The sequence below is a fragment of the Pseudomonas sp. GW456-L13 genome (assembly GCF_017350115.1).
Taxonomy (GTDB): Bacteria; Pseudomonadota; Gammaproteobacteria; order Pseudomonadales; family Pseudomonadaceae; genus Aquipseudomonas; species Aquipseudomonas jessenii.
This window is the reverse complement of sequence record NZ_JACNAS010000001.1, coordinates 1,475,112-1,498,418: the sequence shown is the minus strand read 5'-3', so window position 1 is coordinate 1,498,418 and position 23,307 is coordinate 1,475,112. Positions and strand designations below refer to the sequence as shown.

General features: G+C 59.4%; 23 protein-coding genes. 8 read left to right on the top strand and 15 right to left on the bottom strand.

The genetic code is table 11. The annotated features are described in order from the left end of the window. Positions 1-15: 15 nt before the first annotated feature. A complete protein-coding gene (locus tag J4D25_RS06760; protein ID WP_057715784.1) occupies positions 16-1,818 on the bottom strand; it encodes a di-heme-cytochrome C peroxidase in 1,803 nt (600 codons plus the stop codon). A gap of 270 nt (positions 1,819-2,088) precedes the next feature. Here J4D25_RS06760 and J4D25_RS06755 point away from each other — a divergent pair, with 270 nt between their 5' ends. The 5 genes from J4D25_RS06755 to J4D25_RS06735 all read left to right on the top strand — a co-directional run bounded on the left by J4D25_RS06755 (position 2,089) and on the right by J4D25_RS06735 (position 4,785). After that, entirely contained in the window at positions 2,089-2,805 is a 717-nt protein-coding gene (locus J4D25_RS06755; protein ID WP_057715783.1) for an FKBP-type peptidyl-prolyl cis-trans isomerase, read from the top strand. 292 nt (positions 2,806-3,097) lie between these two features. Then, positions 3,098-3,553 carry a YkvA family protein gene (locus J4D25_RS06750; RefSeq protein WP_057715782.1) on the top strand — a complete coding sequence of 152 codons (456 nt, stop codon included), beginning with the start codon at positions 3,098-3,100 and terminating at the stop codon, positions 3,551-3,553. Between the two features lie 114 nt (positions 3,554-3,667). After that, complete coding sequence (locus J4D25_RS06745) at positions 3,668-4,009, top strand: helix-turn-helix transcriptional regulator (RefSeq protein WP_007974980.1); 342 nt, start codon at positions 3,668-3,670, stop codon at positions 4,007-4,009. After that, positions 4,006-4,377, top strand: a complete 372-nt coding sequence (locus J4D25_RS06740) for a hypothetical protein (protein WP_007898892.1) — start codon at positions 4,006-4,008, stop codon at positions 4,375-4,377. The genes J4D25_RS06745 and J4D25_RS06740 overlap by 4 nt, the downstream gene beginning before the upstream one ends. Further along, on the top strand, positions 4,378-4,785 hold the full coding sequence (locus J4D25_RS06735; protein ID WP_057715781.1) for a sel1 repeat family protein: 408 nt from the start codon (positions 4,378-4,380) through the stop codon (positions 4,783-4,785). 24 nt (positions 4,786-4,809) lie between these two features. Here J4D25_RS06735 and J4D25_RS06730 read toward each other — a convergent pair whose 3' ends face one another. Together J4D25_RS06730 and J4D25_RS06725 are read right to left on the bottom strand one after the other, a co-directional pair. Beyond that, a complete protein-coding gene (locus J4D25_RS06730) occupies positions 4,810-6,600 on the bottom strand; it encodes a bifunctional diguanylate cyclase/phosphodiesterase (RefSeq protein WP_057715780.1) in 1,791 nt (596 codons plus the stop codon). A gap of 145 nt (positions 6,601-6,745) precedes the next feature. Beyond that, positions 6,746-8,827, bottom strand: coding sequence for a carboxy terminal-processing peptidase (locus J4D25_RS06725; RefSeq protein WP_198530248.1), 2,082 nt, complete (start codon positions 8,825-8,827; stop codon positions 6,746-6,748). A 138-nt stretch (positions 8,828-8,965) separates the two neighbouring features. Here J4D25_RS06725 and J4D25_RS06720 point away from each other — a divergent pair, with 138 nt between their 5' ends. Beyond that, a complete protein-coding gene (locus tag J4D25_RS06720; RefSeq protein ID WP_057715778.1) occupies positions 8,966-9,928 on the top strand; it encodes a zinc-binding dehydrogenase in 963 nt (320 codons plus the stop codon). Between the two features lie 114 nt (positions 9,929-10,042). Here J4D25_RS06720 and J4D25_RS06715 read toward each other — a convergent pair whose 3' ends face one another. The 6 genes from J4D25_RS06715 to J4D25_RS06690 all read right to left on the bottom strand — a co-directional run bounded on the left by J4D25_RS06715 (position 10,043) and on the right by J4D25_RS06690 (position 15,395). Then, positions 10,043-10,696, bottom strand: coding sequence for an HAD family phosphatase (locus J4D25_RS06715; RefSeq protein ID WP_057715777.1), 654 nt, complete (start codon positions 10,694-10,696; stop codon positions 10,043-10,045). 34 nt (positions 10,697-10,730) lie between these two features. After that, on the bottom strand, positions 10,731-11,720 hold the full coding sequence (locus J4D25_RS06710) for an ABC transporter ATP-binding protein (RefSeq protein ID WP_057715776.1): 990 nt from the start codon (positions 11,718-11,720) through the stop codon (positions 10,731-10,733). Beyond that, a complete protein-coding gene (locus tag J4D25_RS06705; protein WP_057715775.1) occupies positions 11,717-12,517 on the bottom strand; it encodes an ABC transporter permease in 801 nt (266 codons plus the stop codon). Before J4D25_RS06705 ends, J4D25_RS06710 begins: the two co-directional genes overlap by 4 nt. Further along, positions 12,504-13,340 (bottom strand): ABC transporter permease subunit, encoded by an 837-nt coding sequence (locus J4D25_RS06700; protein ID WP_198530268.1) that lies wholly within the window; start codon positions 13,338-13,340, stop codon positions 12,504-12,506. Before J4D25_RS06700 ends, J4D25_RS06705 begins: the two co-directional genes overlap by 14 nt. Before the next feature lie 5 nt (positions 13,341-13,345). Then, positions 13,346-14,152: an alkaline phosphatase family protein gene (locus J4D25_RS06695; protein ID WP_057715773.1), complete on the bottom strand. Its 807-nt coding sequence runs from the start codon at positions 14,150-14,152 to the stop codon at positions 13,346-13,348. A gap of 178 nt (positions 14,153-14,330) precedes the next feature. Continuing rightward, a complete protein-coding gene (locus J4D25_RS06690) occupies positions 14,331-15,395 on the bottom strand; it encodes an ABC transporter substrate-binding protein (protein ID WP_057715772.1) in 1,065 nt (354 codons plus the stop codon). A gap of 362 nt (positions 15,396-15,757) precedes the next feature. Between J4D25_RS06690 and J4D25_RS06685 the strand changes: the two genes are divergently transcribed. Together J4D25_RS06685 and J4D25_RS06680 are read left to right on the top strand one after the other, a co-directional pair. Further along, the gene (locus tag J4D25_RS06685) at positions 15,758-16,471 is read left to right on the top strand and encodes a UTRA domain-containing protein (protein WP_057715771.1); all 714 of its coding nucleotides are present in this window, start codon (positions 15,758-15,760) and stop codon (positions 16,469-16,471) included. A gap of 201 nt (positions 16,472-16,672) precedes the next feature. After that, positions 16,673-17,209, top strand: coding sequence for a hypothetical protein (locus J4D25_RS06680; RefSeq protein WP_131726885.1), 537 nt, complete (start codon positions 16,673-16,675; stop codon positions 17,207-17,209). 81 nt (positions 17,210-17,290) lie between these two features. Here the strand turns inward: J4D25_RS06680 and J4D25_RS06675 are convergent, their stop codons facing one another. The 6 genes from J4D25_RS06675 to minD form a co-directional block, all read right to left on the bottom strand. Further along, positions 17,291-19,393, bottom strand: a complete 2,103-nt coding sequence (locus J4D25_RS06675) for a mechanosensitive ion channel family protein (RefSeq protein WP_219733049.1) — start codon at positions 19,391-19,393, stop codon at positions 17,291-17,293. Positions 19,394-19,519: 126 nt separating this feature from the next. After that, positions 19,520-19,834, bottom strand: a complete 315-nt coding sequence (locus tag J4D25_RS06670) for a hypothetical protein (RefSeq protein ID WP_057715769.1) — start codon at positions 19,832-19,834, stop codon at positions 19,520-19,522. 36 nt (positions 19,835-19,870) lie between these two features. Further along, positions 19,871-21,160 (bottom strand): M18 family aminopeptidase, encoded by a 1,290-nt coding sequence (locus J4D25_RS06665; RefSeq protein ID WP_057715768.1) that lies wholly within the window; start codon positions 21,158-21,160, stop codon positions 19,871-19,873. Between the two features lie 207 nt (positions 21,161-21,367). Then, on the bottom strand, positions 21,368-22,003 hold the full coding sequence (locus J4D25_RS06660; RefSeq protein ID WP_046037585.1) for an RluA family pseudouridine synthase: 636 nt from the start codon (positions 22,001-22,003) through the stop codon (positions 21,368-21,370). A 181-nt stretch (positions 22,004-22,184) separates the two neighbouring features. Beyond that, positions 22,185-22,439: a cell division topological specificity factor MinE gene (minE, locus tag J4D25_RS06655; RefSeq protein ID WP_007974947.1), complete on the bottom strand. Its 255-nt coding sequence runs from the start codon at positions 22,437-22,439 to the stop codon at positions 22,185-22,187. A gap of 3 nt (positions 22,440-22,442) precedes the next feature. Continuing rightward, positions 22,443-23,255: a septum site-determining protein MinD gene (minD, locus tag J4D25_RS06650; RefSeq protein ID WP_057715767.1), complete on the bottom strand. Its 813-nt coding sequence runs from the start codon at positions 23,253-23,255 to the stop codon at positions 22,443-22,445. Between the last annotated feature and the right edge of the window lie 52 nt (positions 23,256-23,307).

Sequence of the window (23,307 nt, the reverse complement as noted above, 5' to 3'; positions counted from 1 at the left end):
TGACTGAGGCAGTGGTCATGGCAATTGCGCCTCCAGCGGGCCGCCCAGCACTTTCAGATACTCCAGCAATGCCCAGCGTTCTTGCGGTTGCAACCCGCGGCCGATCACGCCATTGCCGAGTTTGCCGGCACGGAATTCATGGCCACTGTTGTGGTTGCCGGTGATACGCGTGTCGAACAGGAAGCCATTGGCAAAGGCTTCGGTGCGGTAACCCAGGTGTCCCGGGTCGTATTCGAAAGTGCCTTTATAGAACGTGGTCGCACGCTCATCCTGAGGCGATAGCAGCTGATAAATACTCGGTACCGAACCGTTGTGCAGAAACGGCGGTGTCGCCCATACACCCGCCAATGGCCTGGCCTTGTACGAACGCAATTCGCGCACTCCGATTGGCAGACCGAAACCGTCCATTTCAGGGCGCTCGGCAGGGGTGACATTGGCGTCTTGATACGCGCGGCCCTGGACATAGGCGGTGACATAGGCCAGTCCCTTGGCCACGGACATCTTGCTCAGGTCCAGAGGCTCGTCGGGTTTTGGCTCGACATCGAGTTGTTCCAGTTCGGCCTGCTTCCATTGCAGCGCTGTCAGGTCGAAGCGGTGGTCGGCGATGTTGTTGGCCGCGCCGGGGTCTGTGCCGATGTAATCCACCGGGAGCATTTTCAGGTGCTGGACGTATCGTCCCTCGCCCTGGGTGGTGCGCGGTACATGGCAACCCGCGCAGTTTTCGGCGAACAAGGTGCGCCCCTGGGCTGCCAGAGGCTTGTCGACCGCGCCCAACAGGTCTTCCGGCCAGGCCGGAGGTGAGAGTCGTTGCAGGGTTTCTTCGATCAGGTGCAGATCGCGTACGCGAACACTCGACGGATAGCGGGCATCGCCCATCAGCGGCTGGCCGTTCTTGTCGAAGAAGTTCAGCGTGGCGCCGACGCCCAACGCCTCGCCGATGTTGCGGGCCATGGGTTGTTTCGCCGAACCATTCCACTGCACCCATTCGAACGTCCACATGTCCCACAGCTGTGGATAATCGACCGGGGCATTGGCCACGCGGTAGTTGTCGGGGGAAATCGCATCACCGAAGCTGGCGTTGGCGATGCGCCCGAAGGCGTCTGTGCGCCCCGGGCCTTCCTCGGTCGGATAGAGCCCGCGATGGGTGTCGTTCCAGGCCACTTTGAGGAATGTATCCAGTGAAGATTTGAAATCTTTGCGCAACTGTTGGTGGCGCGTCTCGTAGTCCTGGCCAAGCACGTTGCGTGCGAAGCGCTCGAATTTCCACGGGTTGTAGTAAGTGGAGGCGAGGCTGGCCACCAGGGCCTGTCCGAAACTGCCGCCTTTGAGCGTAGGAACACTGGACGGCAGCACATGTTGCGCCGAGCCGCCGTCGATACGCAGGGCTTGACCCTTGAAACGCAGTTCACCGGTGTGGCAGGCCGCGCAGGTGATATCCAGAAACACATCCGGGCTCCCCGCGTTCTGGTGCCGGGTAAAGCCTGCCGGGAGGTTGCCGGGGTTGTTCGGTGTTGGTGCCTGGCCGGGGTCCACCAGGAAACCGAAGCGGGCGAGGTATTCGGGGGTGGCGAAGCGTTGTTGCGAGAAGGGCAGTTCGAGGGCAGTGAACCAGTCATAGCGCAAGCCTTTGACCTGAGTGCCCTGGGGCGTGAAGTAATAAGTATCTCGATCGGCGGCGCTCCATTGCTCCAGGTAATGCACCTGTTGTGCGGGCGACCAGGCCGGCAATTTCGGGTTGGCGACGTAATAAAGAACCACGGCGATGACCAGCCCGAGCAGTAGTGCGATGAGAATCAGCAAACGAAAGAAGAGGCGCAAAATAAACTTCCTTGTCGAATTATCCTGCCGTTATGCCCGAGCACTCAGGGTGGGGCAAGAGGCCATTACGCCAGATATTGTAGGTTCAGGAATCAGCCTGCGTCGGAACAAGATGAAAGAAGCTTCATCGACAGGAATTGTGAAATGCGTTTAAACACCTGAACTTATCAATTGTTTCCGGCTCTCATGCCGGTAGCCATTGGTCGTGGCGGCCTGATAAGCTCGCGGCTTTACTCGATTGCCCTTTAGGCGCATGAACAAGGAAATAGCATGAAACAGCATCGGTTGGCGGCGGCGGTAGCCCTGGTTGGCCTGGTACTCGCGGGTTGTGATTCGCAGACCAGCGTAGAGCTGAAAACTCCGGCGCAAAAAGCTTCCTACGGCATTGGCCTGAACATGGGCAAGAGCCTGGCTCAGGAAGGCATGGATGACCTGGATTCCAAGGCTGTAGCCCAGGGCATCGAAGACGCCGTCGGCAAGAAAGAGCAGAAGCTCAAAGACGAAGAACTGGTCGAGGCGTTCGCCGCACTGCAAAAGCGTGCCGAAGAGCGCATGGCCAAGATGAGCGAAGAGTCGGCGGCTGCCGGCAAGAAATTCCTCGAAGACAACGCCAAGAAAGCTGGCGTGACCACCACCGCTTCGGGCTTGCAGTACGAAGTCGTGCAGAAAGCCGATGGTCCTCAGCCAAAGCCGACTGACGTAGTGACCGTTCACTACACCGGCAAGCTGACCAATGGCACCGTATTCGACAGCTCCGTCGAGCGCGGCAGCCCGATTGATCTGCCGGTCAGCGGTGTGATCCCGGGTTGGGTCGAAGGCCTGCAACTGATGCACGTTGGCGAGAAGTACAAGCTGTACATCCCTGCTGACCTGGCTTACGGTGCTCAAAGCCCAAGCCCGGCGATTCCAGCCAACTCGGTGCTGGTATTCGACCTGGAACTGCTGGCCATCAAGGATCCGGGAAAAGAAGACGCCGCTGCCAAGTAACCAGCGCCTGCTTCGATAACAACGCCTCGCTCATGCGGGGCGTTGTTGCATCTGGCGTTCGGCACGGGTAAACAAAACGAACAGACGCTCTAGGCTGGAGTCTTAGGCATAGTAGTGTTGGCGGTAGACGCACAAGGCCGCCAAGTCAATGAAATTATGGGTTTTTTTTGATGAGTAAAAAACGCCCGATCTGAACGCGGGCCTTGTAAAACGGGGCTTACAGCGATGAAAAGCAGCTCTGTTCACAAGGTTATCCACAATTTGTGTGGATAACATTTCAACGGGAGGAATGATGAAAACGCCCTGGAGTTTCGCTCGTTTCCTGCCACTGGCCGGACGTCTGCTGGCACGCGGTCGATTGCCAACCCTGTTGTTCGCGGTCGCCAGTAAAGGCGCAAGCCAGGGTAATCGATTGGGCAAGATCAAGGACGACTTGAAGCTGTTGCAGGCACTCTGCCTGGCCTACTGGCGTGGTGAGTATCGCGCCATCAGCCCCAAGGCGCTGGTTTCGGTTGTCGCGGGCCTGATGTATTTCCTCAGTCCGGTGGATGCGATCCTGGATTTCATTCCAGTATTTGGCATGCTCGATGACATCGCGGTACTGGCATGGCTGATGAAAGTGCTCGACGACGAGCTCAATGCCTTCCGCGCCTGGCGCAAACGGCAGGTGCCCGAGAAGCTCGCGGTGGTTGAGCGTCTGCCTGATACCCCCGAACAACTTCAACTTCAAGGCCCGAAAAAACACTGATTCGATTTTGACGAGTTCATAGATTGATGCCCCCCGCGACCTTGGCCGCTGTTAGGATTACACTTCTAGGGAAAAGTGCCGACTCGCTAAGTGTTGTTGTCCTACGGGGTAGTGATGGATATTCAGATAATTACACGCGAAGGCGAGCCCGAATATGCGGTTCTGCCATGGGCTCAGTATCAGGCGTTATTGAAAGCAGCGGGCATCAAAGAGCAAGCGTCGCCTCAAGCCACGAAGCCTCAGGCGGCGACACCAGACGCGATACTTCCGGGTCTGGATCAACTACGCAGTTTGCGCGAGGGGAAGGGCATCGCCATCGAGGCGTTGGCCCGCACGGTAGGCATCAGCCCGTCTTACCTGGCCATGATCGAAAGTGGCGAGCGTCTGCCCGACGCCGCGATTCGCCGTAGCCTGGCCTGGGAATTGACGGTGCCAGGGTGGAGGGATGAATCGTGAGCGTACGCATCAGTCGTCAACATTGGGACGGATTGCTCGGCGAACTGGATCAGGCGCGTCGCCAGCGCCATCTGTTGACGTATCGGGCATTGCTGGAGCGTTTGCAGCTGCCGACCCCGGCCATGCAGACCCTGACGGCGGCCCTTGAGCATCTGGCGGCTTTGGACGCCAGGGCGGAGCAGCCATTGCGCAGTTCACTGGTGATCAGTCAGGGCGCCAGCCGCTTGCCGCGCACCGGATTCTTTGAATGTGTCGAGCGTCTCGGGCGTTTTTCCGGGCCGTCTGACGGCGTTGCCGCCGCGTCCTGGCATGCTTCGGAAGTGGTGCGGGTGTTCGAGTACGAATACCCGGAATCGGCCGAGGCCTGAGTGTTTTTACAACTCAAGGCGCGGGCTGGTTACTGGCTCGCGCGCCGATTGTTTCACTGGTCATGGTTTGTCCGTCAGCCACGTGGCTGGCGCTGGCTCGAAGGCCAGTTCGCACGCATGGCCAACCTGGGCGATGTCGGCGCCCAGAGCTTCTATGGGCACATCCTGGCGTTTCGCGGCGTCGGCCTCGGTGCTCGTGAGGAGGGCGTGCGTTTGTTGCGCCTGGCGGCGTTGGCGGGCGATGGCAAGGCGGCGTATCAGGTGGGCGTGATCACGCTGGCCGGGACGGCGAGCAAGGCTCCGGATCCGGTCGAAGCGGCGCGATTCTGGGAGATGGCGGCGAAGGCCGGGCATCCATTGGCGCCGATCAAGCTCGAAGAGCTGAAGTCTTCCTCGGCGCCTCGTTGATGGGAGTGAAGCCGGAAAGCGCCCTCATCGATGCCCGGAAACGAGCACCTCTTCAACAGTCGAAACCACCCGGCTATCAATCACATGCACGCTATAGCCCTGCACATTCTTCGCATGGTGCTTGGCCTGTGATGCCATCTCGGCCAACTGGCTCGCATCGAGTTGTCCACAGGCCTGTGGATGCAAATGCACTACGCCGATCGACAGCGACAACAACGCAAACTCCTGGCGCTGCCCCTGGCGATTGGGTGCGATGAAGCAGCCGGCTTCCAGGTGCTCGCTGCGGTAGAAGCGCCGGCACTGGCTCTGGAAGTCGTCGAGCAACTGGTTCAAACGTTTGCGCCAGTCTTCCGGGCCTAGCACCAGCAGGAAATCATCGCCGCCGATATGGCCGACAAAGTCGCGGGACGGGTCGACGCGATCGTTCAGGCATTGCGCCAGGCACAGCAGGACTTCGTCGCCGCGACCATAGCCGTAGATGTCGTTGAAAGGTTTGAAGCTATCAATGTCCACGTAGCAGATCACCGATTCCCTTCGCTGTTGCAGCAGTCGCGTCAGGCATTGTTGAATCGGCACGTTGCCCGGAAGCAAGGTCAACGGGTTGGCGTAGCGGGCCTGCTGGATCTTCAGTTCCGTGATCAGCTTGAGCACGTCGATCACCCGGCCCAACCCCAGGTAACCGCCGTTGAGGGTAATGATGAAATCTTCTTCGATGCGCTGGCGGGCACGGCTGGTGATCAGGCGGCTGACTTGTTGCAGCGACTGGCTCAGCTCGACGGCGAGGAAGTCATCGTTCATCAGGCGGCTGATGGGCTTGCGGGCGAACAGGTCGGTGGCAAAGGGTTTGAGCAGGGCGTCGGAGAGCGAATGACGATGGACAATGCCGCAGGGTTGACCCTGTTCATCCAGGACTGCCAGCGAGTTCAGGTTGGCCTGGCGGCGAAAGGCTTCGAGCACCGTGGCGGTCGGCGTGTCGCGGTTCACCGCGGGCAGCTCGTTGAGCAGGGCGCTGAGGTCGCTGCCGTCTTCGCTCAGTGCAACGGCGGTGCTGTCCTGTCGGGGCATCAATGCCCGGGCATCCCGTGGCGGGTGTTCCTGGGGGCGGCAGAGCAGATAGCCCTGCACCAGGTCCACGCCCATTTCGGTCAGCACCGTGAGTTCTTCGGGGAGCTCGATACCTTCGGCGATGACTTGCGCCCGCGAGGCCTTGGCGATTTGCAGGATCGAGCCGACGAACTCGCGCTTGAGCGCATCCTGATGAATGCCATCAATGAAATGCCGGTCGATTTTCACGTAATCCGGCCGTAGCTCGGACCACAAGCGCAAACTTGAATAGCCCGCTCCCAGGTCATCCAGCGCAATTGAAAACCCCATCGCCCGATAGTGATGCAGGGCGGTTTGCAGCAGCTGGAAATCATCCGTCGGCGTCTGTTCCGTGAGCTCGATGACCACCTGGCTTGGCGCAATGCCGAAATCCTGCAGCAATTGCAGGGTGCGCCCCGGTTGATGGGCCGCTTCGAGCAGGGACTCCGGGGACACGTTAAGGAACAACAGGCCAGGCAGTTGTTGCTCATTGAAGCGTCGGCAAGCGCTTTTGCGGCAGGCAATTTCCAGCTCGCTCAGGCGTCCGGCCTGGCGGGCGACGGCGAACAGGGCGACAGGGGAGTGCAGAGGGCTGTTGGAGGGGCCACGACTGAGGGCTTCGTAACCGAGGATGCGTCGTTCAGAGAGGCTGATGATCGGTTGGAACAGACTGTGTAAACCGCTTTGACTCAGGATCGAGCTCAAGGCACTCAGCTGTTCGGTTGTGGTCATGGCGATCTCTGGCAATAAAAAAAGGACCGGGCGTGCCCTTGGTAAAAAGAGCACGCCCGGTCCTTTATTTCACGACAGAATGATGACTGTTTGATGACGCTACCGGGGCGTCAGCATTAAATTGCCATCAGTTGTTTGTACAAACTCAGTGCTTGGCCACTGCCGTGTTGAGTTTCAGGTAGTCCAGCAGAATCCGCCCTGTTTCGCTGAGGTAGGCGTCGTCTTCCGGTTTGGTCTTGTCGTCCTCGGCCGCAAGGGCGTCCTCGTCTTCTTTCTTCAGCTCTTTGAGCGGTTCTTCGCCCTTGGCTTTGCGACGGATGTTTTCCATGGCCAGCTGTTTGGCTTCGATGTCGGCGTGCTGGGCACGGCGCTCGACTTCATTGAGGCTGACGGTTTTCTCGGCCATCAGTTTCTGCGCCAGGGCCAGCTTGTCGCGGATGAACACGAACTCTGCATCTTTGGCCGTACGCACGTCATGCTCGGACTGGAGCTGCGAAATGTACGGCTTGAACGGGTCGAGCGCAGGCTTGATCGCCGCCTTGATGGTGTCCCACGGCATGGCTTCCGGCAGGGCGCTTTCACCGATTTCCTTGGTGTCGATGATCGACGGGTAATCGATGTCCGGCAAGACGCCCTGATGCTGGGTGCTCTGCCCGGAAACCCGGTAGAACTTGGCCAGGGTCAGTTTCAGCTCGCCATGGTTGAGCGGCTGAATGGTCTGCACGGTGCCTTTGCCGAAGGTCTGGCCGCCGATTATCAGCGCGCGGTGGTAGTCCTGCATGGCGCCGGCAAAAATCTCCGAAGCCGAGGCGGACAGGCGGTTGACGAGCAACGCCATCGGGCCTTTGTAGAACGCGCCCGGATTTTCATCCTCCAGGACATCGACCCGGCCATCGGCGTTACGCACGAGCACGGTCGGGCCTTTGTCGATGAACAGGCTGGTCAGCTCGGTGGCCTCTTGCAAGGAACCGCCGCCGTTGTTGCGCAGGTCGATGACCACGCCGTCGACTTTCTCTTTCTGCAATTCGGTCAGCAGTTTCTTGACGTCGCGGGTGGTGCTCTTGTAATCCGGATCGCCGGCACGGAAGGCCTTGAAGTCCAGATAGAACGCCGGGATCTCGATGACGCCGAGCTTGTAGTCCTTGCCGTCCTGCTTCAGATTCAGGACCGACTTCTTCACGGCCTGATCTTCGAGTTTCACCGCTTCACGGGTGATCGGCACGATCTTGGTGGTCTGGTCGTTCGGCGCATTGCTGGCCGGGATAACTTCCAGGCGCACCACGGTGCCCTTCGGACCACGGATCAGCTTGACCACTTCGTCCAGGCGCCAGCCCACGACGTCGACCATTTCCTTGTTGCCCTGGGCAACGCCGATGATCTTGTCGGCCGGTGCAACCTGCTTGGTCTTGTCCGCGGGACCTGCCGGCACCAGGCGCACGACTTTCACCTGGTCGTTATCGCTTTGCAACACGGCACCGATGCCCTCGAGGGACAGGCTCATGTTGATGTCGAAGTTCTCCGCGTTATCTGGCGACAGATAGTTGGTGTGCGGGTCGTAGGACATGGCGAAGGTGTTGATGTACGCCTGGAAGATGTCTTCCGCGCGGGTCTGGTCCAGGCGCGCCAACTGGTTCTTGTAGCGCTTGGTCAGGGTTTCCTGGATCTGCTTGGAATCCTTGCCGGCGATTTTCTGACGCAGGACTTCGTCCTTGACGCGTTTGCGCCACAGGTCGTCGAGTTCTGCGGTGGATTTGAGCCAAGGGGCGTCCTTGCGGTCGATCAGCAAGGTTTCCTTGGTGGTGAAGTCGATCTTGTCGACGCCTTTGTTCAGCTCGGCAATAGCGAAGTCCAGACGCGCCTTGACGCGGTCCAGGTAGCGCTTGTAGATGGTGAACCCGGCGTTCAGGTCGCCGCTCTTGAGGAAATCGTCGAACTGCGTCTTCCACTTGTCGAATTCGGCAATGTCGCTGGCCATGAAGTAGCTGCGCGACGGATCCAGCAGCTTGAGGTAGCTGTCGTAGATGATTACCGAGCGTGCGTCATCGAGCGGCGGCTTGCTGTAGTGGTGACGCTTGAGCAACTCCACGACGTTCAGACTGGCGATCACTTCGTCACGATCGGGTTGAAGCTTGTCCCAGCTATTGGCTGCGAATGTATTGCTCGACATCGGCAGCAAGCCGATACCGATGAATAAAGCGAGGGCAGTGCTGGGGAACAGATGCTTCATGCTGATTCGACGCGGGGACAATTGATAACGCATATTAGGCCGTCTTTGAAGTCGCCGGTTCTTTGGGAGCCGGTCGCATAATGCAAAAAACCCGACGCTATAGCTTCGGGCTCAGTCCAGACTCACTATGGAGGCACTGTGAAAGCATTGCAAGGCGTTGACGGTCAAGTGGTATGGGTTGATGAGCCGAGTCCTGCATGCGATGTAGGACAAGTTCGTATACGAGTGGCGGCAGCGGGCCTCAATCGTGCCGATTTGTTGCAGAAGGCCGGCCTTTACCCGCCCCCGCCAGGGGCCAGCCAAGTGCTCGGTCTAGAGTGCTCGGGGGTCATCAGCGAGGTGGGTGCCGGGTCCTCCTGGCAGGTTGGCGATCGGGTTTGCGCCTTGCTGGCCGGGGGCGGGATGGCCGAAGAGGTGGTTGTCGACGGGCGGCATGTGCTGCCGGTTCCCGATGGAATGTCACTGTTCGAAGCGGCTGCATTGCCCGAAGTTTATGCGACAGTCTGGTTGAATTTGTTTCAACTGGCCGCGCTCAAACCGGGTCAGAAAGTTCTTCTGCATGCCGGGGCAAGTGGAATCGGTTCAGCTGCCATTCAGCTGTGCAAAGCCTTCGGTAACCCGTGCTGGGTCAGCGTCGGCTCCGCAGAGCGATTGGCGTACTGTGAAGCGCTGGGCGCCCAGGGCGGCGTGGTGCGTAATGGCGATCTGGAGAGCCTGCGGGATCTGGGGCCGTTCGATGTGATTCTCGATCCGGTGGGCGGCAATTACGCGGCCCTGAACCTCAAGCTGCTGGCGCAGGATGGCCGCTGGGTGTTGATCGGTCTGATGGGCGGCCGCGAGGCCAAGCTGGATCTGGCCCAGGTGCTGGCAAAGCGTGTGCAGTTGCTGGGTTCGACTTTGCGCAGTCGCGACGATCAGTTCAAGGCCGATCTGTTCAGTGATTTGGGCCAGCATGTGTGGCCGTTGTTTGCCGAGGGGCGCTTGAGCCCGCAACTGGCCGGGACATTCCCGATCAAGGATGCCGAGGCGGCGTTTGCCGAGTTGGCGAGTAATACCGTGGCGGGGAAAGTGGTGCTGGTGATTGACGAAAGCCTCACCTGACAACACAAAAAACTGTGGGAGCGAGCTTGCTCGCGATGGCGGCCTGTCTGTCGGCATTAACGTTGACTGACACACTGCTATCGCGAGCAAGCTCGCTCCCACAGGGGATCCGGGTTACTTCCAGATATGGATCGGCCAGCCAGCCTTTTCAGCCTGCTCGCGCAACACCGGATCCGGGTTGACCACGTGGGGGAAATCCACCTTCAGCAACAGCGGCAGGTCATTGCGGGAGTCGGAATAGAAACTCGCGCCTTCGAGGTTTTCCTCCTCTGCATCCAGCCACTCCAGCAAGCGGGTGATCTTGCCTTCGCGGTAGGTCAGGGGGCCAACGGTGTGGCCGGTGTAGACGCCATGGGCCACTTCCAGTTCGATGCCCAGAATCTCGTCGATGCCCAGGCGCTCGGCGATGGGACCGACCAGGTGGGTGCCCGAGGCCGAGATCACCAGGATCCGGTCGCCGGCCTTGCGATGCGCGGCGATGGCTTTGGTGGCATCGCTGAAAATGATCGGCTCGATGAAGTCCTCTACCCACGGACCAACCAGGTGCGCGACTTCTTCAGGCGTACGACCAATCAATGGTTCCAGGCTGAAGGTCATGTAATCCTCCATGGCCAGATGGCCCCTGCCGTAGGCATCCATCAACTCCTTGTCGCGACGCAGGAACGACTCGCCATCGACCCAGCCGAGGCGGACCATTTGCTCGCTCCACAGTGAGGCGCAGTCGCCGTGGATCAGGGTTTCGTCCAGATCAAAAATTGCCAGGGCCATCAGTGCAGTTCTCTCTTCAGCGTCAGCAAAGGCATCAGGCTACCTCACACAGGGCCGTCGGATCGATGGAAAGCGCCAGGCGCTGACCATCGGGATGCAGGTCGGCCGCCGAGCGGTTCAGCACATCCACCACCAATTCCACGCCCCGGGCTTCGACCCGGTAGCGAATCACGTTGCCCAGCAGGCTGTGGCTGCGCACTTGCGCGTCCAGTTCACCGTCGAGGCTCAGTTCGATGGCTTCCGGGCGAATCGCAATGCGCTTGTTGATCGGTCGCTGCAACAGCTTCGAGGCGCTGTCGGCGTCCAGCAGGTTGTAGTTGCCGATGAACCCGGCGGCGAACACATCGACTGGCGCAGTGTAGAGGGTTTCGGCGTCGCCACTTTGTACGATCTTTCCCTGATTCATCAGGAAAATCCGGTCAGACATGGTCAGGGCTTCTTCCTGATCGTGTGTGACGAAAATCGTGGTCAAGCCCAGTTCGCGCTGGATCTGACGGATCTGTTCGCGCAGGTGCTTGCGAATCCGCGCGTCCAGGGCCGATAACGGTTCGTCCAGCAACAACAGGCGTGGCCGGGTCACCAGGGAGCGGGCGAGGGCCACGCGCTGGCACTGACCGCCCGACAGTTGATGCGGGTAACGCGCGGCAAAGTCATTGAGTTCCACCAGTTTGAGCACTTCTGCGACGCGTTTGCGGCTGTCATCGGCATTGACCTTTTGCATGCGCAGGCCGAAGGCGACGTTTTGCTCCACGGTCATGTTGGGGAACAGCGCATAGCTTTGGAACACCATGCCGATCCCGCGCTTCTGCGGGCTCACCGGCACGATATCGGCACCATCGAGCAGGATTTTGCCGCCATCCACCGAAGTCAGGCCGGCGATGCAGCGCAGCAGGGTGGATTTGCCGCAACCGGACGGACCGAGCAGGGTGACGAATTCACCTTTCTGGATTTCGCAATTGATGTCGCTGAACACCGTGGTGCCGGCGAAGCTTTTCTGAAGATGTTGGACGCTGACATAGCTCATTCGCTTTTGTCCCTGTTCAAGATATTGGCAATCCAGGTCAGAACCAGCACAAAGAAGAAGTAGGAAATCACCAGCGCACTGGTGAAATGACCGCTGCTGTTGCGCATGTTGTTGAGGTAGACCTGCAGGGTTTCGTAGCGGGTACCGACAAGGATGTTGGCGAACACGAACTCACCGAACAGGAACGAGAACGACAGCAGCAACGCCACCATCAGGCCCTTGCGCAGGTTCGGCAGCACCACCAGGACGGCGGCTTGAAAGGTGCTGGCGCCGAGCAACTGGGCGGCATCCATCAGGTCGCGCAGGTTGATCGCCTGCAGGTTGTTGGTGATCGCCCGGTACATGAACGGCAGCGCCACGGTGAAGTAGCAACCGATCAGGATCCATGGCGTCCCGACCATGGCGAACGGTCCGGAGCCGTAGAGCTGCAACAGCCCCACCGACGACACCACCGGCGGCACGGCGAAGGGCAGCAGGATCAGGATGTTCATCAGTGCGTCGAGTTTCGGGAAGTGGTAATGCACCACGAACAGCAGCGGCAGAATCAGCACTACCGAAAGAATCAGCGAACCGACGCAGACCAGCAGCGACTGCCCGAACGCATTCAGGAAGCGCGGATCGCTCCACAGCTGGATGTACCACTTGAGGGTGAAGCCACTGGGCAGAATGGTCGCCGACCAACTGCTGGAGATCGAATAGATCAGCGTGCCGAGCAGCGGCAACAGCAGGATGGCAAACAGTAGATACACCACGACGCGGTGGTAGACACCGGCGGGCCCCAGTTCAGCGCGAGACATGGTAGCTCCTCTTCAACAGCAACTGATGCACGATGGTCACCAGGGTCATCAAGGCCACCAGCACCACGGCCAGGGCGCTGGCCAGGTTCGGGTCCAGGGAAATGTCACCGGACACCATCGCCGCGATGCGGATCGGCAGCACGTTGAAGTTGCCGGTGGTCAGGGCGTACACCGTGGCGTAGGCACCGAGGGCGTTTGCCAGCAGGATCACGAAGGTGCCCAGCAGTGCCGGCGTCAAAACAGGCAAGCCGATGTGCCGCCAGTACTGCCAACCGTCGGCGCCGAGCAGCGCAGCGGACTCGCGCCAGTCTTCGCGCAGTGCATCGAAGGCCGGATACAGCAGCAGCACGCCGAGGGGAATCTGGAAATAGGTGTAGAGAAGGATCAGCCCGGTTTTGGAGTACAGGTTGAAGTCCTGAATGATCCCGGCCTGCTTGAGCAGGATGGTGAAGCTGCCGTTGAAGCCGAGCAGAATGATGAACGCGAAGGCCAGGGGCACACCGGCGAAGTTACTGGTCATGTTGGCGAAGGCGTTGACGAAGTTGCGCAGTTTCGAGTCCACCCGGCGCAGGGAATAGGCGCCAAGTACCGCGATGATGATGCCGAACAAGCTGGACCAGAAACTGATCTCGAGACTGTACTGGATCGCCTGCAAGTAGAACTTCGAATTGAAGATCTTGGTGAAGTTGGCCAGGCCCCAGCCGAACTCTTCCGATTGCAAGCTGTTGATCATCACCCAGGTCAGCGGTGCGATTTCGAACACGATGAAGAACAGCGCAAATGGCACCAGGCACAAGGCTGCGAGCCATTTGCCGCGAGTCATGGAATTCACTTCAGAAGCTCCCGGCACACCGGCTTGTCGTGAGGCACGCCCAGCAGTTCGCAGACGGTGCCGCAAATGTCAGTCTGTTCGGGCGCAGCGCCCGAATCGAAACTGAATGCGTCGCCGAGGACGAACAGCGGTACTTCGCGCTCTTCGGCAAGCAGCCCGTTGTGGGAGCGGTCGTTGTTCATGCCGTGGTCGGCGGTGACCAGCACTTGGTAACCGGCATCGAGCCAGCCTTGCAGGTAGTCGGCCAGGATGATGTCGGCCGAGCGGGCACTGTTGCGGTACTGCGGGGTGTCGAGGCCGTGCTTGTGCCCGGCGTCGTCGATGTTCATCGGGTGGATCAGCAGAAAATTCGGTGCATGGCGCAGGCGCAGGTTTTCGGCATCGGCGAACAGGTGCGAATCCGGGTAGTGATCGTTCCAGTAAAAATGCCCATGCTGGATCGGCAGTTGCGGGTCATCGGTGTGACGGTCCCGGGCCGCCACGAAGGGCGAACGGTTGTACAACTCGCTGACCCAGTGATAGGCCGCCGCCGCGGTGACAAGGCCTGCGTCAGTGGCGTAGTGATAGATGCTGCGCTGGTTGGACAGGCGCGAGACATTGTTGTGGACGATGCCGCTGTCGATCGGCGCGACGCCGGTCAGGATGCATTCGTACAGGGGGCGGGACAGGGCCGGCAACTCGCACTGCAGTTTGTAGAGTGCCGCGCGTCCTGCGCCGACGTAGGCCTGCAGGTGCCCCATGGCGTGGCGGGCGACCTCGTAGTTGAGGCCGTCGAGCACGACAAGGATGACGTTGTGCTTCATAGGGGCGATGACTCCGTGAAACAGATGATTCAAGTACGCAACCAATCCCTTGTGGGAGCGAGCTTGCTCGCGATGAGGGACTTCCATTCAACATCAATGCTGAATGTCAGGTCGCTATCGCGAGCAAGCTCGCTCCCACAGGGATCTCCATCAGGCCTCCCGTTAGTGGGCTACCCGCTTACTGCATATTGATGATGACTTCTTCCTGCCACTTCTGAGGAAGGGCCTTGGAAGTCTTCTCCCAGGCGTCCGCGTCCTTGATCGGCGTGACCTTCTTGTACTGCTCGTTAGGCAGCAGCTTGGCCTGCACCTCGGCTGGCAGGGTCAGGTGTTCGGCACGGATCGGACGGGCGTTGCCCTTGGCCAGGTTGATCTGGCCGGCGTCACTGAAGATGTATTCGCGGGTCAGCTTGGCTGCATTCGGGTTTTTCGCGTACTTGTTGATGATGGTGGTGTAGCCGGAGATCACCGAGCCGTCGGACGGGATCAGCACCACGTAGTCATCCGGGTTGGCCATCTTGGCCTTGTAGCTCAGGCCGTTGAAGTCCCAGACCACGCCGACTTCGATTTCGCCTTTTTCCATGGTGGCAATCGTCGGGTTGGACATCGACAGGCGACCTTGCTTCGCGATGTCGGCGAACAGCAGCAGGGCAGGCTGCAGGTTCTTCTCGTCGCCACCGTTGGCCAGTGCCGCGGCCAATACGCCGTTGGCTGCCTGGGCCGCGGTGCTCACGTCGCCGATGGAGACCTTGTATTTGCCGTCCTTGAGGTCAGCCCACTTGGTTGGCGCCTCGGAGCCATGCAGCAACTTCTTGTTGACGATGAAAGCGATGGTGCCGGTGTAGGCCAGTGCCCAGTTGCCGTCTTTGTCCTTGGCCCAGGCCGGAATCTGATCCCAGGTCGAAGGCTTGTAAGGCTGGACCACGCCTTGCTTGACCGCGATCGGGCCGAACGCTGCACCGACGTCGCCGATGTCGGCGCTGGCGTTGTCTTTTTCCGCGGCGAACTTGGCGATCTCTTGGGCCGAGCTCATGTCGGTGTCGATGTGCTTGAGGCCGTACTTGTCGCTCAGGTCTTTCCAGGTGCCGGCCCAGTTGGCCCAGTCATTGGGCATGCCAACGCTGTTGACGGCGCCTTCCGCTTTCGCAGCGGCTTCCAGGGTTTTCAGATCATCGGCCGCGATGGCCGCGGTGCACATTGCGATGGTCGAGCCTAACAGTGATGCCAGGAAAAGCTTTTTCATTCCGAAGCTCCTTGGGTCGTGTTCAACGCTGCGATTGCGGTTCGTGTTGGTCTAGGTCAGCAATACCTGAGCCAATTTAAGGGGGCTGGATGACACTTTGATGTCGTTCGTCGCCCGGAATGACTTTTTGTTCAGCGGTATCGCGACTGGCCTGCTAAGCGTAGACCATGGTCAAGACCCCGGGTGGTAAGGGACTTGGCCGATGAATTGCAAGTTGTTGAAGGCAGGGAATGGCGACCGTTGGGCGGCTTTGTCACATCTGGTTCATCTGCACTGCCTACGCTGCAGACTATTGAATGAGCCGGTTTACACTGCGGTTCTGCCCTGAAATGGTGCTGGTCTAGTCCAGAAAGGAAACGTTGATGCGTGAAGAGGCAACAAAAGCGGTAACAGCCATCGGCCAGGTGCTTCAGGAGCAGATCGACCATGGACTGTTGACCCCCGGCAGCAAATTGCCGGCCGAGCGCAAGCTCAGTGAATTGTTTGGCACCACACGGATCACTTTGCGTGAAGCGTTGTTGCAGTTGGAGTCCCAGGGGCAGATTTATCGCGAGGAGCGTCGCGGCTGGTTCGTCTCGCCGCCACGCCTGGCCTACAACCTCATGCAGCGTAGCCACTTTCACGCGATGGTCAGCGCCCAGGGGCGGGTGCCGTCGACCGAGGTGATTTCGGCGCGATTGCAGCCGGCGTCGGCGGCGGTGTGTGCCTGGCTGCAATTGCCGGCGCTGTCGAGCGTGATTCAGATCTGCCGTTCACGGCGGATTGACGGGCGACTGGTGTTGTATGTGGAGCACTATCTGAACCCACAGTATTTCCCGGGGATTCTTGAGTTCGATCTGAATCAGTCGATTACCGAGTTGTATGCGCGGCATTACGATTTGCACTACGGGCGGGTGCGCTTCGAGATTGTACCTACGGCGTTGTCGGTGGATGCGGCGGCGGCGTTGAAGGTGTCGGTGGGTAGCCCGGGCTTGCAGATTGCCCGGGTTAACTATGACCAGCATGAACGCTTGATCGACTGCGACCTGGAGTTCTGGCGGCATGATGCGATTCATGTTGGAGTTGATGTAGTTTGATATTTTTTAGGGTGAACATCGGTGTATTGGTGTGAGATGGACGATGTTGGTTGATTGTTATTTGTTTGGGGAGTGTTTGGTGTTGTTAAACTTTGAAATTAATGGCGCGTGATTTAGTTGGCTTGTTTAGTGGTTATTTGTGTAGGTTGATATGGCTGCTTTTAAGGCAGCTTATGGAGTTAAATTTTATAAGGAATTATTATGCTTTCAATATTTGGTGCTACTTTGAGGGTTTCAGGTCGTCCGATCATGGTGCTGGAAAATGGAACAGTTGGGACTCGATGGAATAATGGGGAGCCAGCGCAGTTTTATTTTATTTATACGGGGCCTTTTTGCAAAATTCAGGTGGCTGGCGAACAGAATGGTTGGATTGGTTGTAATGAAAAGGGGTTTCTAACGCTTAACGCTGATCCGGCCATGTTTCAACTATTTGATAGTGCTTCTGGTTCGGTGTGGGGCGGCGCCAGTCAGGGGAGTAAAATGGTTAATCTGGTTACGGCCTGTGGCGCCCCGGTTCTGCAGTTTGGAGGTGATGATGGTTTTGAAGATGCGGATACGCTCTATAACTTCTTGATAGCAGCGCAAAAAATAAAGGTGGATTCAATCAGAGGTACAACCAAATATTTAGTTCCAACAGGTGACGACAGTTGGATTGAGTACCCTGAAAAAAAACCGTACTCGGCAAAACCTGCATCGATTGAACTGACTATAGGAAGTGTCGGAGTACCAGCTGCTTGAGTCAGGTTCTATAGTTTGATCAAGTCGTGAATTTTTTCAGTTCAAGGCAGCTTTGGATAATTTGAAGCTGCCTTTTCATGATTATTCTTGCGCTACGCCCGGCGTCATTATGTGCACACTCATCCGCGGTGTCGCCAGATCCAGTCCGGCTTCATCCATGTGCCGCTTGAGCGACAGGTTGAACGCCCGCGAAACCTCCCACTGCTTGATCGGCGCCGTCTTGAACCGGGCGCGAAGGATCGCGTTGCCCGACTCGAAACTTTCCACCCCCTGGAACTCCAGCGGCGACCAGATATTGCGCCGCTGCAGCGGGTCGGTGCGCATTTTCTGGCCGACTTCGCGCATCAGTTTGATTGCGTTGTCGATGTCCATGTTGGCCGGCACCGCTACCCGGAAGATCGCGTAGCCGAATTCCCGGGAGTAGTTCTTGATGCTTTTGATTTCGCTGAACGGAATGGTGTGGACGATGCCGTCGATGTCCCGCAGACGCACGGTACGGATGGTCAGGCCTTCGACCGTGCCGAGGTGGCCGCCGACATCCACGTAGTCGTCAATGGCCAGGGAGTCTTCGATGATGATGAACAACCCGGTAATCAGGTCGGCTACCAGCGACTGCGCACCAAAACCGATGGCCAGACCGATCACACCGGCACCGGCCAGCAGGGGCGTGACGTTCATGCCCATGTTCGCCAGGGCAACGATCAGCGCGATGATGAAAATCGCTATGAACAGCACATTGCGGATCAGCGGCATCATCGTCTGTGCGCGGGCGTTGGCCAGGCCTTTGCGCGAGCGGGTGAGTGCGTGGTGCACGGCGGTATCGCTGAGAATCCAGATCAGCCAGGCGAACAGCAGCGTGCCAGCGAGGCTGAACAGTTTGACGCTGACTTCATGTCCGTCGCCTTCGGTAAAGCGGATCAACGACATGCCCCAGACCCGCAGGCCGAGTTCGATAAAGGCTAGCCACACCAACAGGTGAACGATGGTGTAGAAGAAGTTTTTCAGCCGTTCCGAATACACCGCGTAGCGCCGGATGCCGCGCTGCGGTTTGAGGGCGTGGCGGCGTACCAGGCCGTTGATGACCATGCACAACACCAGCAAAACGGTGCAGATCAGCGACTGGCGCAGGGCGGTGCTGGTGTCGCCGGCGGAAATGAACGTCGCGAACAGGGAAATGGCCACCAGCACCAACGCCGGCACGTACCAGAAGGTGCCGAGAATCGACAGGGTGTCGTTGAGGGCGCGGCGGGTCAGGCGCCGGGACAGCGGCTGGTTGCGGATCAGGTGGGCGATCGGCCGGCGGAAACGCAGGATGAAGCGCCCCGTGGAGAGCGCGGCCAGGACGTTGGCGGCAGTCGCGGCGGTATGGGCCAGATGGCTGCCGAGGCTGTTGACCAGTTGCGGATCGCTCAGCGCTTCGCCAAACGCGGCGAAGCTGCCGATCAGCCATAGCGGCCGAAACGCCTGGTGCCGCAGGATGTACAAGGCGCGGTGGCGGTGTGGGCCGTCGAGCAGGGAAAAGGCAATCACGCAGATGGCCGAGAAGCAGGTGCCGACCACCAGTGCATAGGCCAGCACCATCGCCAGGCTTTTGCCCAGGGACGAGGGCAGGGCGTAGCTCATGTAGACCGTGATCACCAGGGCGATCAGCCATGGCCCGAGTTTGCGCAGCGCAAAACGCAACATGTCCAGGGCCCTGGGATGCTGCGGCAGTTCTTCGGTCAGGCCGAAACGCATCCGCACGCGGTGGCTGATCCAGATCAGGGCGGCGGCCAGCAGGCTCCAGATCATCAGGATCATGGCAAAGGCGAACAGCATGGGCAGCCATTCATTGGCCGGCAGCGCCAGCGCCACCAGTTCTTCCCTGGCCTGATCGAATTCACTGGACCAGAGCGTGAGGGGACTGTCGACGCCGGAAAATTTCTTCTCGAAATTGGCCAGGGTTCCGCCAATCAGGCCCAGTACGCCTTCTTCGGTAATCGGCTGGGCCTGTTTGGTGGTGTCGCGGAGCCTTTTCAGGTCGGCCAGCAGCTTGGTGCGTTGCTGGTCGTTCTCCAGTGACTTGATCACTTCGTCCAGAGATTGCCCCAGCGGTTCCTGTGCTTCGGGCTGCGCCTTGGCCTGGTTGTTGAGCAGGCCCGGCAGGCCGGCCGCCTGGGCAGGCGCCACTGACAGCAGCGTCATCAGGCAGACAAGGACAATACACGGGAGGGAAAAAAGACGAGCGAACACTAGGCGGTCAACCTCGCAGGGAGCGGATCGACCGAGTGTACGAGCCCGTCAAAATCAATGCGAGCCAAGGGCGAGGAATTATTCGTTGAGTTTGGCGAGGATCTTGAGAACAACGGTCGCGAGAATGGTCAGCATGCCGATCCACATGGCAAACACACCGGCATTTTTGTCGCGAAAGTTGAAGCCGACCGCCAGCAGGAGCATCCCGGCAAGAATCGGAATCAGCATGGCGTGAAAGGTAGACATCGAAATCATGGAGACGGCCTTGTCGAAGGGATACTGGAAGTCTAGGCGGCTTTTTTGCACCGTGTTGTCTGTAGGAACGAGCTTGCTCGCGATGAACTTCAGGGCGCCGCGTTTATCCGGAAAACACGCGTAATCGTTCACGTCCATCGCGAGCAGGCTCGCTCCTACAGGGTATTGCGGGGTTTACGGCAATTCGCGGCAGGCGTAGAACGCGTTCAGCACCTTGACCAGGTGCGCCAGGTCATGGCTGCCGCACAGTTCGCGGATCGAGTGCATGGCGAACGTCGGCAAGCCGATATCCACGGTGCGCACGCCCAGGTGGCTGGCGGTGATCGGGCCGATGGTCGAACCACAGCCCATGTCGCTGCGCACTACGAAGCTTTGCACCGGCACCTCTTCAGCCATGCACAGGTGACGGAAGAACCCGGCGGTTTCGCTGTTGGTGGCGTAGCGCTGGTTGCTGTTGACCTTGATCACCGGGCCGGCGTTGAGTTTCGGGCCGTGGTTGGCATCGTGCTTGTCGGCGTAGTTCGGATGCACGCCGTGGGCGTTGTCAGCCGAAACCAGCAGGGATTTCTGAATGGTGCGTACGAATTCATCACCTTCAGGCAGCAAGCGACGCAAGGTTTGCTCAAGCATCGGGCCGTCGGCACCGCAGGCCGAGCAGGAACCGACTTCTTCGTGGTCGTTGCAGACCAGCACGCAGGTTTCGTCGGTGTCGGCCGTCAACAGCGCTTGCAGGCCGGCGTAGCACGACAGCAGGTTGTCCAGGCGCGCGCCGGCGATGAAGTCGCCATGCAGGCCAATGACCGCAGCGCTTTGGGTGTCGTAGAAGCTCAGCTCGTAATCGAGCACCACGTCCGCGTTCAGGCCGTGTTCACGGGCGAGTTGATCGGTGAGCACCGCGCGGAAGTCCACGCGCTCGTCACCGGCAAATTGCGCGAGGATCGGCGGCAGTTCGGTCTGGGCGTTGATTGCCCAGCCCATGTTGGCTTCGCGGTTGAGGTGAATCGCCAGGTTCGGAATGATCGCGACCGGTGCCTTGAAGTCGATCAACTGGCTCTCGACCTTGCCATCACGACGGAAGGTTACGCGGCCCGCCAGGGACAGGTCGCGGTCGAACCACGGCGCCAGCAGCGCGCCGCCATAGACTTCAACGCCCAGTTGCCAGAAGCCCTGGCGTTGCAGTTCCGGTTGCGGCTTGACGCGCAGGCACGGGCTGTCGGTGTGGGCGCCGACCAGGCGAATACCGCCGTGCAGCGGTGAATGGCGGCCCATCTTGATCGCGACAATCGAAGAGTCGTTGCGGGTGACGTAGTAGCGACCGTTGGCTTCGGTATTCCACGGCTCGCGCTCGTCGAGGCGTTGGTAGCCCGCCGCTTCCAGACGCTGAACAAGGCTGGCGGTGGCATGGAACGGGGTAGGGGAGGCCTTGAGGAAATCGATCAGGCCTTGGTTCAACTCTTCGCGCATAAAGTAGCTCCAGACAGCAGTGGCGCCAGTTTAACGTATTGGTCAGGGAATTGGCGGTGGCGTGCGGGTGGAGTGGCGCCCCCCCCCCCTGTAGGAGCGAGCTTGCTCGCGATGATCCCAAGAACGCCGCGGGGCGCCAGGCTTCCCGCGTTATCGTTGACGACCATCGCGAGCAAGCTCGCTCCTACAGGGGGGAGTGCGTTGCGTTCAGAACGGTGCCGGGCACTCGAAGCGCAGGCGTTCGCCACTTTGCGGATGGGTGAAGCTGAGCATGCTCGCGTGCAGACACAGGCGCGGCCAAGCCGCCAGCGCCTGCTCATGGGCATAGAGCCCGTCACCCAGCAGCGGATGACCAATCGAGAGCATGTGCACGCGCAACTGGTGGGAGCGGCCGGTGATCGGTGTCAGCTCAACGCGGCACCAGTCGCCGCAACGCTCCAGCACTCGCCAGAAGGTCAGTGCGTGTTTGCCGAACTCATGGTCGACCACGTGGCGTGGCTTGGTCGGCGGGTCGTAGCGCAAGGGCAGGTCGATGCTGCCGCTGTCCAGTTCCGGCTGACCCCAGCACAGGGCGGTGTAGGCCTTTTCGGTTTCGCGGTCGTGAAATTGCCGGGACAGTTCGCGATGGGTGTCCGGGTCGCGGGCCAGCAGGATGATGCCGGAAGTCTCCCAGTCCAGGCGATGGACAATTCGCGCTTCCGGGTAGCCGTTTTCCTGCAGGCGGGTAATCAGGCAGTCCTTGTTGTCATCGGCCCGGCCAGGGACAGAGAGCAACAGGGTCGGTTTGTTCACCACCAGTACGGCGGCATCCTGATGGATGATGTGGATGTTGGACAGCGGCATTAAAACAGCCTCGTAACAAACGCCAACGGCGGCCCAGGCTTTCGCTGTCCTTGTAGGAGCGAGCCTGCTCGCGATGGTGTGTCAGCTACATCGAAGTCGACTGACACTACATCGCGAGCAGGCTCGCTCCTACACAAAGGGCCGTGAAAGCCTGAGCCGCCGTGGCTCCAGCCGGATCGACTCAGCGATCTGGCAGGGTGATATTGAGTTCCAGAATCGAGCAGCTGCCCTGGCTTTCCAGTGCGACGTGCACGTCATCGGACCCGATATTGACGTACTTGCGGATCACCTCCACCAGTTCCTTCTGCAAGGCTGGCAGGTAGTCCGGGGTACTGCGTTGGCCGCGTTCGTGCGCCACGATGATCTGTAGACGCTCTTTCGCTACCGACGCGGTGCTTTGCTTTTTGTTGGCACGAAAGAAGTCAAAAAGGTTCATTGCTTAGTTGCCTCCAAACAGGCGCTCGAAGAATCCCTTCTTCTGTACATCAAGGAATCGATGATCCACGACCTTGCCCAGCAGGCGGTCAACGGTATCGCTGTAGGCCTGGCCGGCATCGCTCTGGTCGTCGAGAATCACCGGAACACCCTGGTTGGATGCCTTGAGCACCGCCTGGGATTCAGGGATCACGCCGAGCAGGGTCACCGAAAGGATGTCCTTGACGTCTTCTACGCCGAGCATTTCGCCTTTGCTCACACGTTCCGGGTGATAACGGGTAATCAGCAGGTGTTCCTTGATCGGGTCTTCGCCGCGTTCGGCGCGACGGGACTTGCTGGCCAGCAGGCCGAGCATGCGGTCGGAGTCACGTACCGAGGAGACTTCCGGGTTGGTCACGACGATCGCTTCATCGGCGAAGTACATGGCCAGGTGTGCGCCTTTCTCGATGCCTGCCGGGGAGTCGCAGACCACGAACTCAAAGTCTTCCTTGAGTTGCATCAGGACCTTTTCCACGCCTTCGACGGTCAGCGCGTCTTTGTCGCGGGTCTGGCTGGCGGCCAGCACGTAGAGGTTTTCCAGGCGCTTGTCTTTGATCAGAGCCTGTTGCAGGTTGGCTTCGCCGTTGACCACGTTGACGAAGTCATACACCACGCGGCGCTCGCAACCCATGATCAGGTCGAGGTTGCGCAAGCCCACGTCGAAGTCGACGATCACTGTTTTGTGGCCGCGCAGAGCGAGGCCGGTACCGATAGCGGCGCTGGTGGTGGTCTTACCCACACCACCCTTGCCGGATGTAACCACGAGAATCTTGGCCAAGGTGTTTCACCCCTAAGGAAAAAGGACTTTTCAGTCCCTGAAAAACATCTCC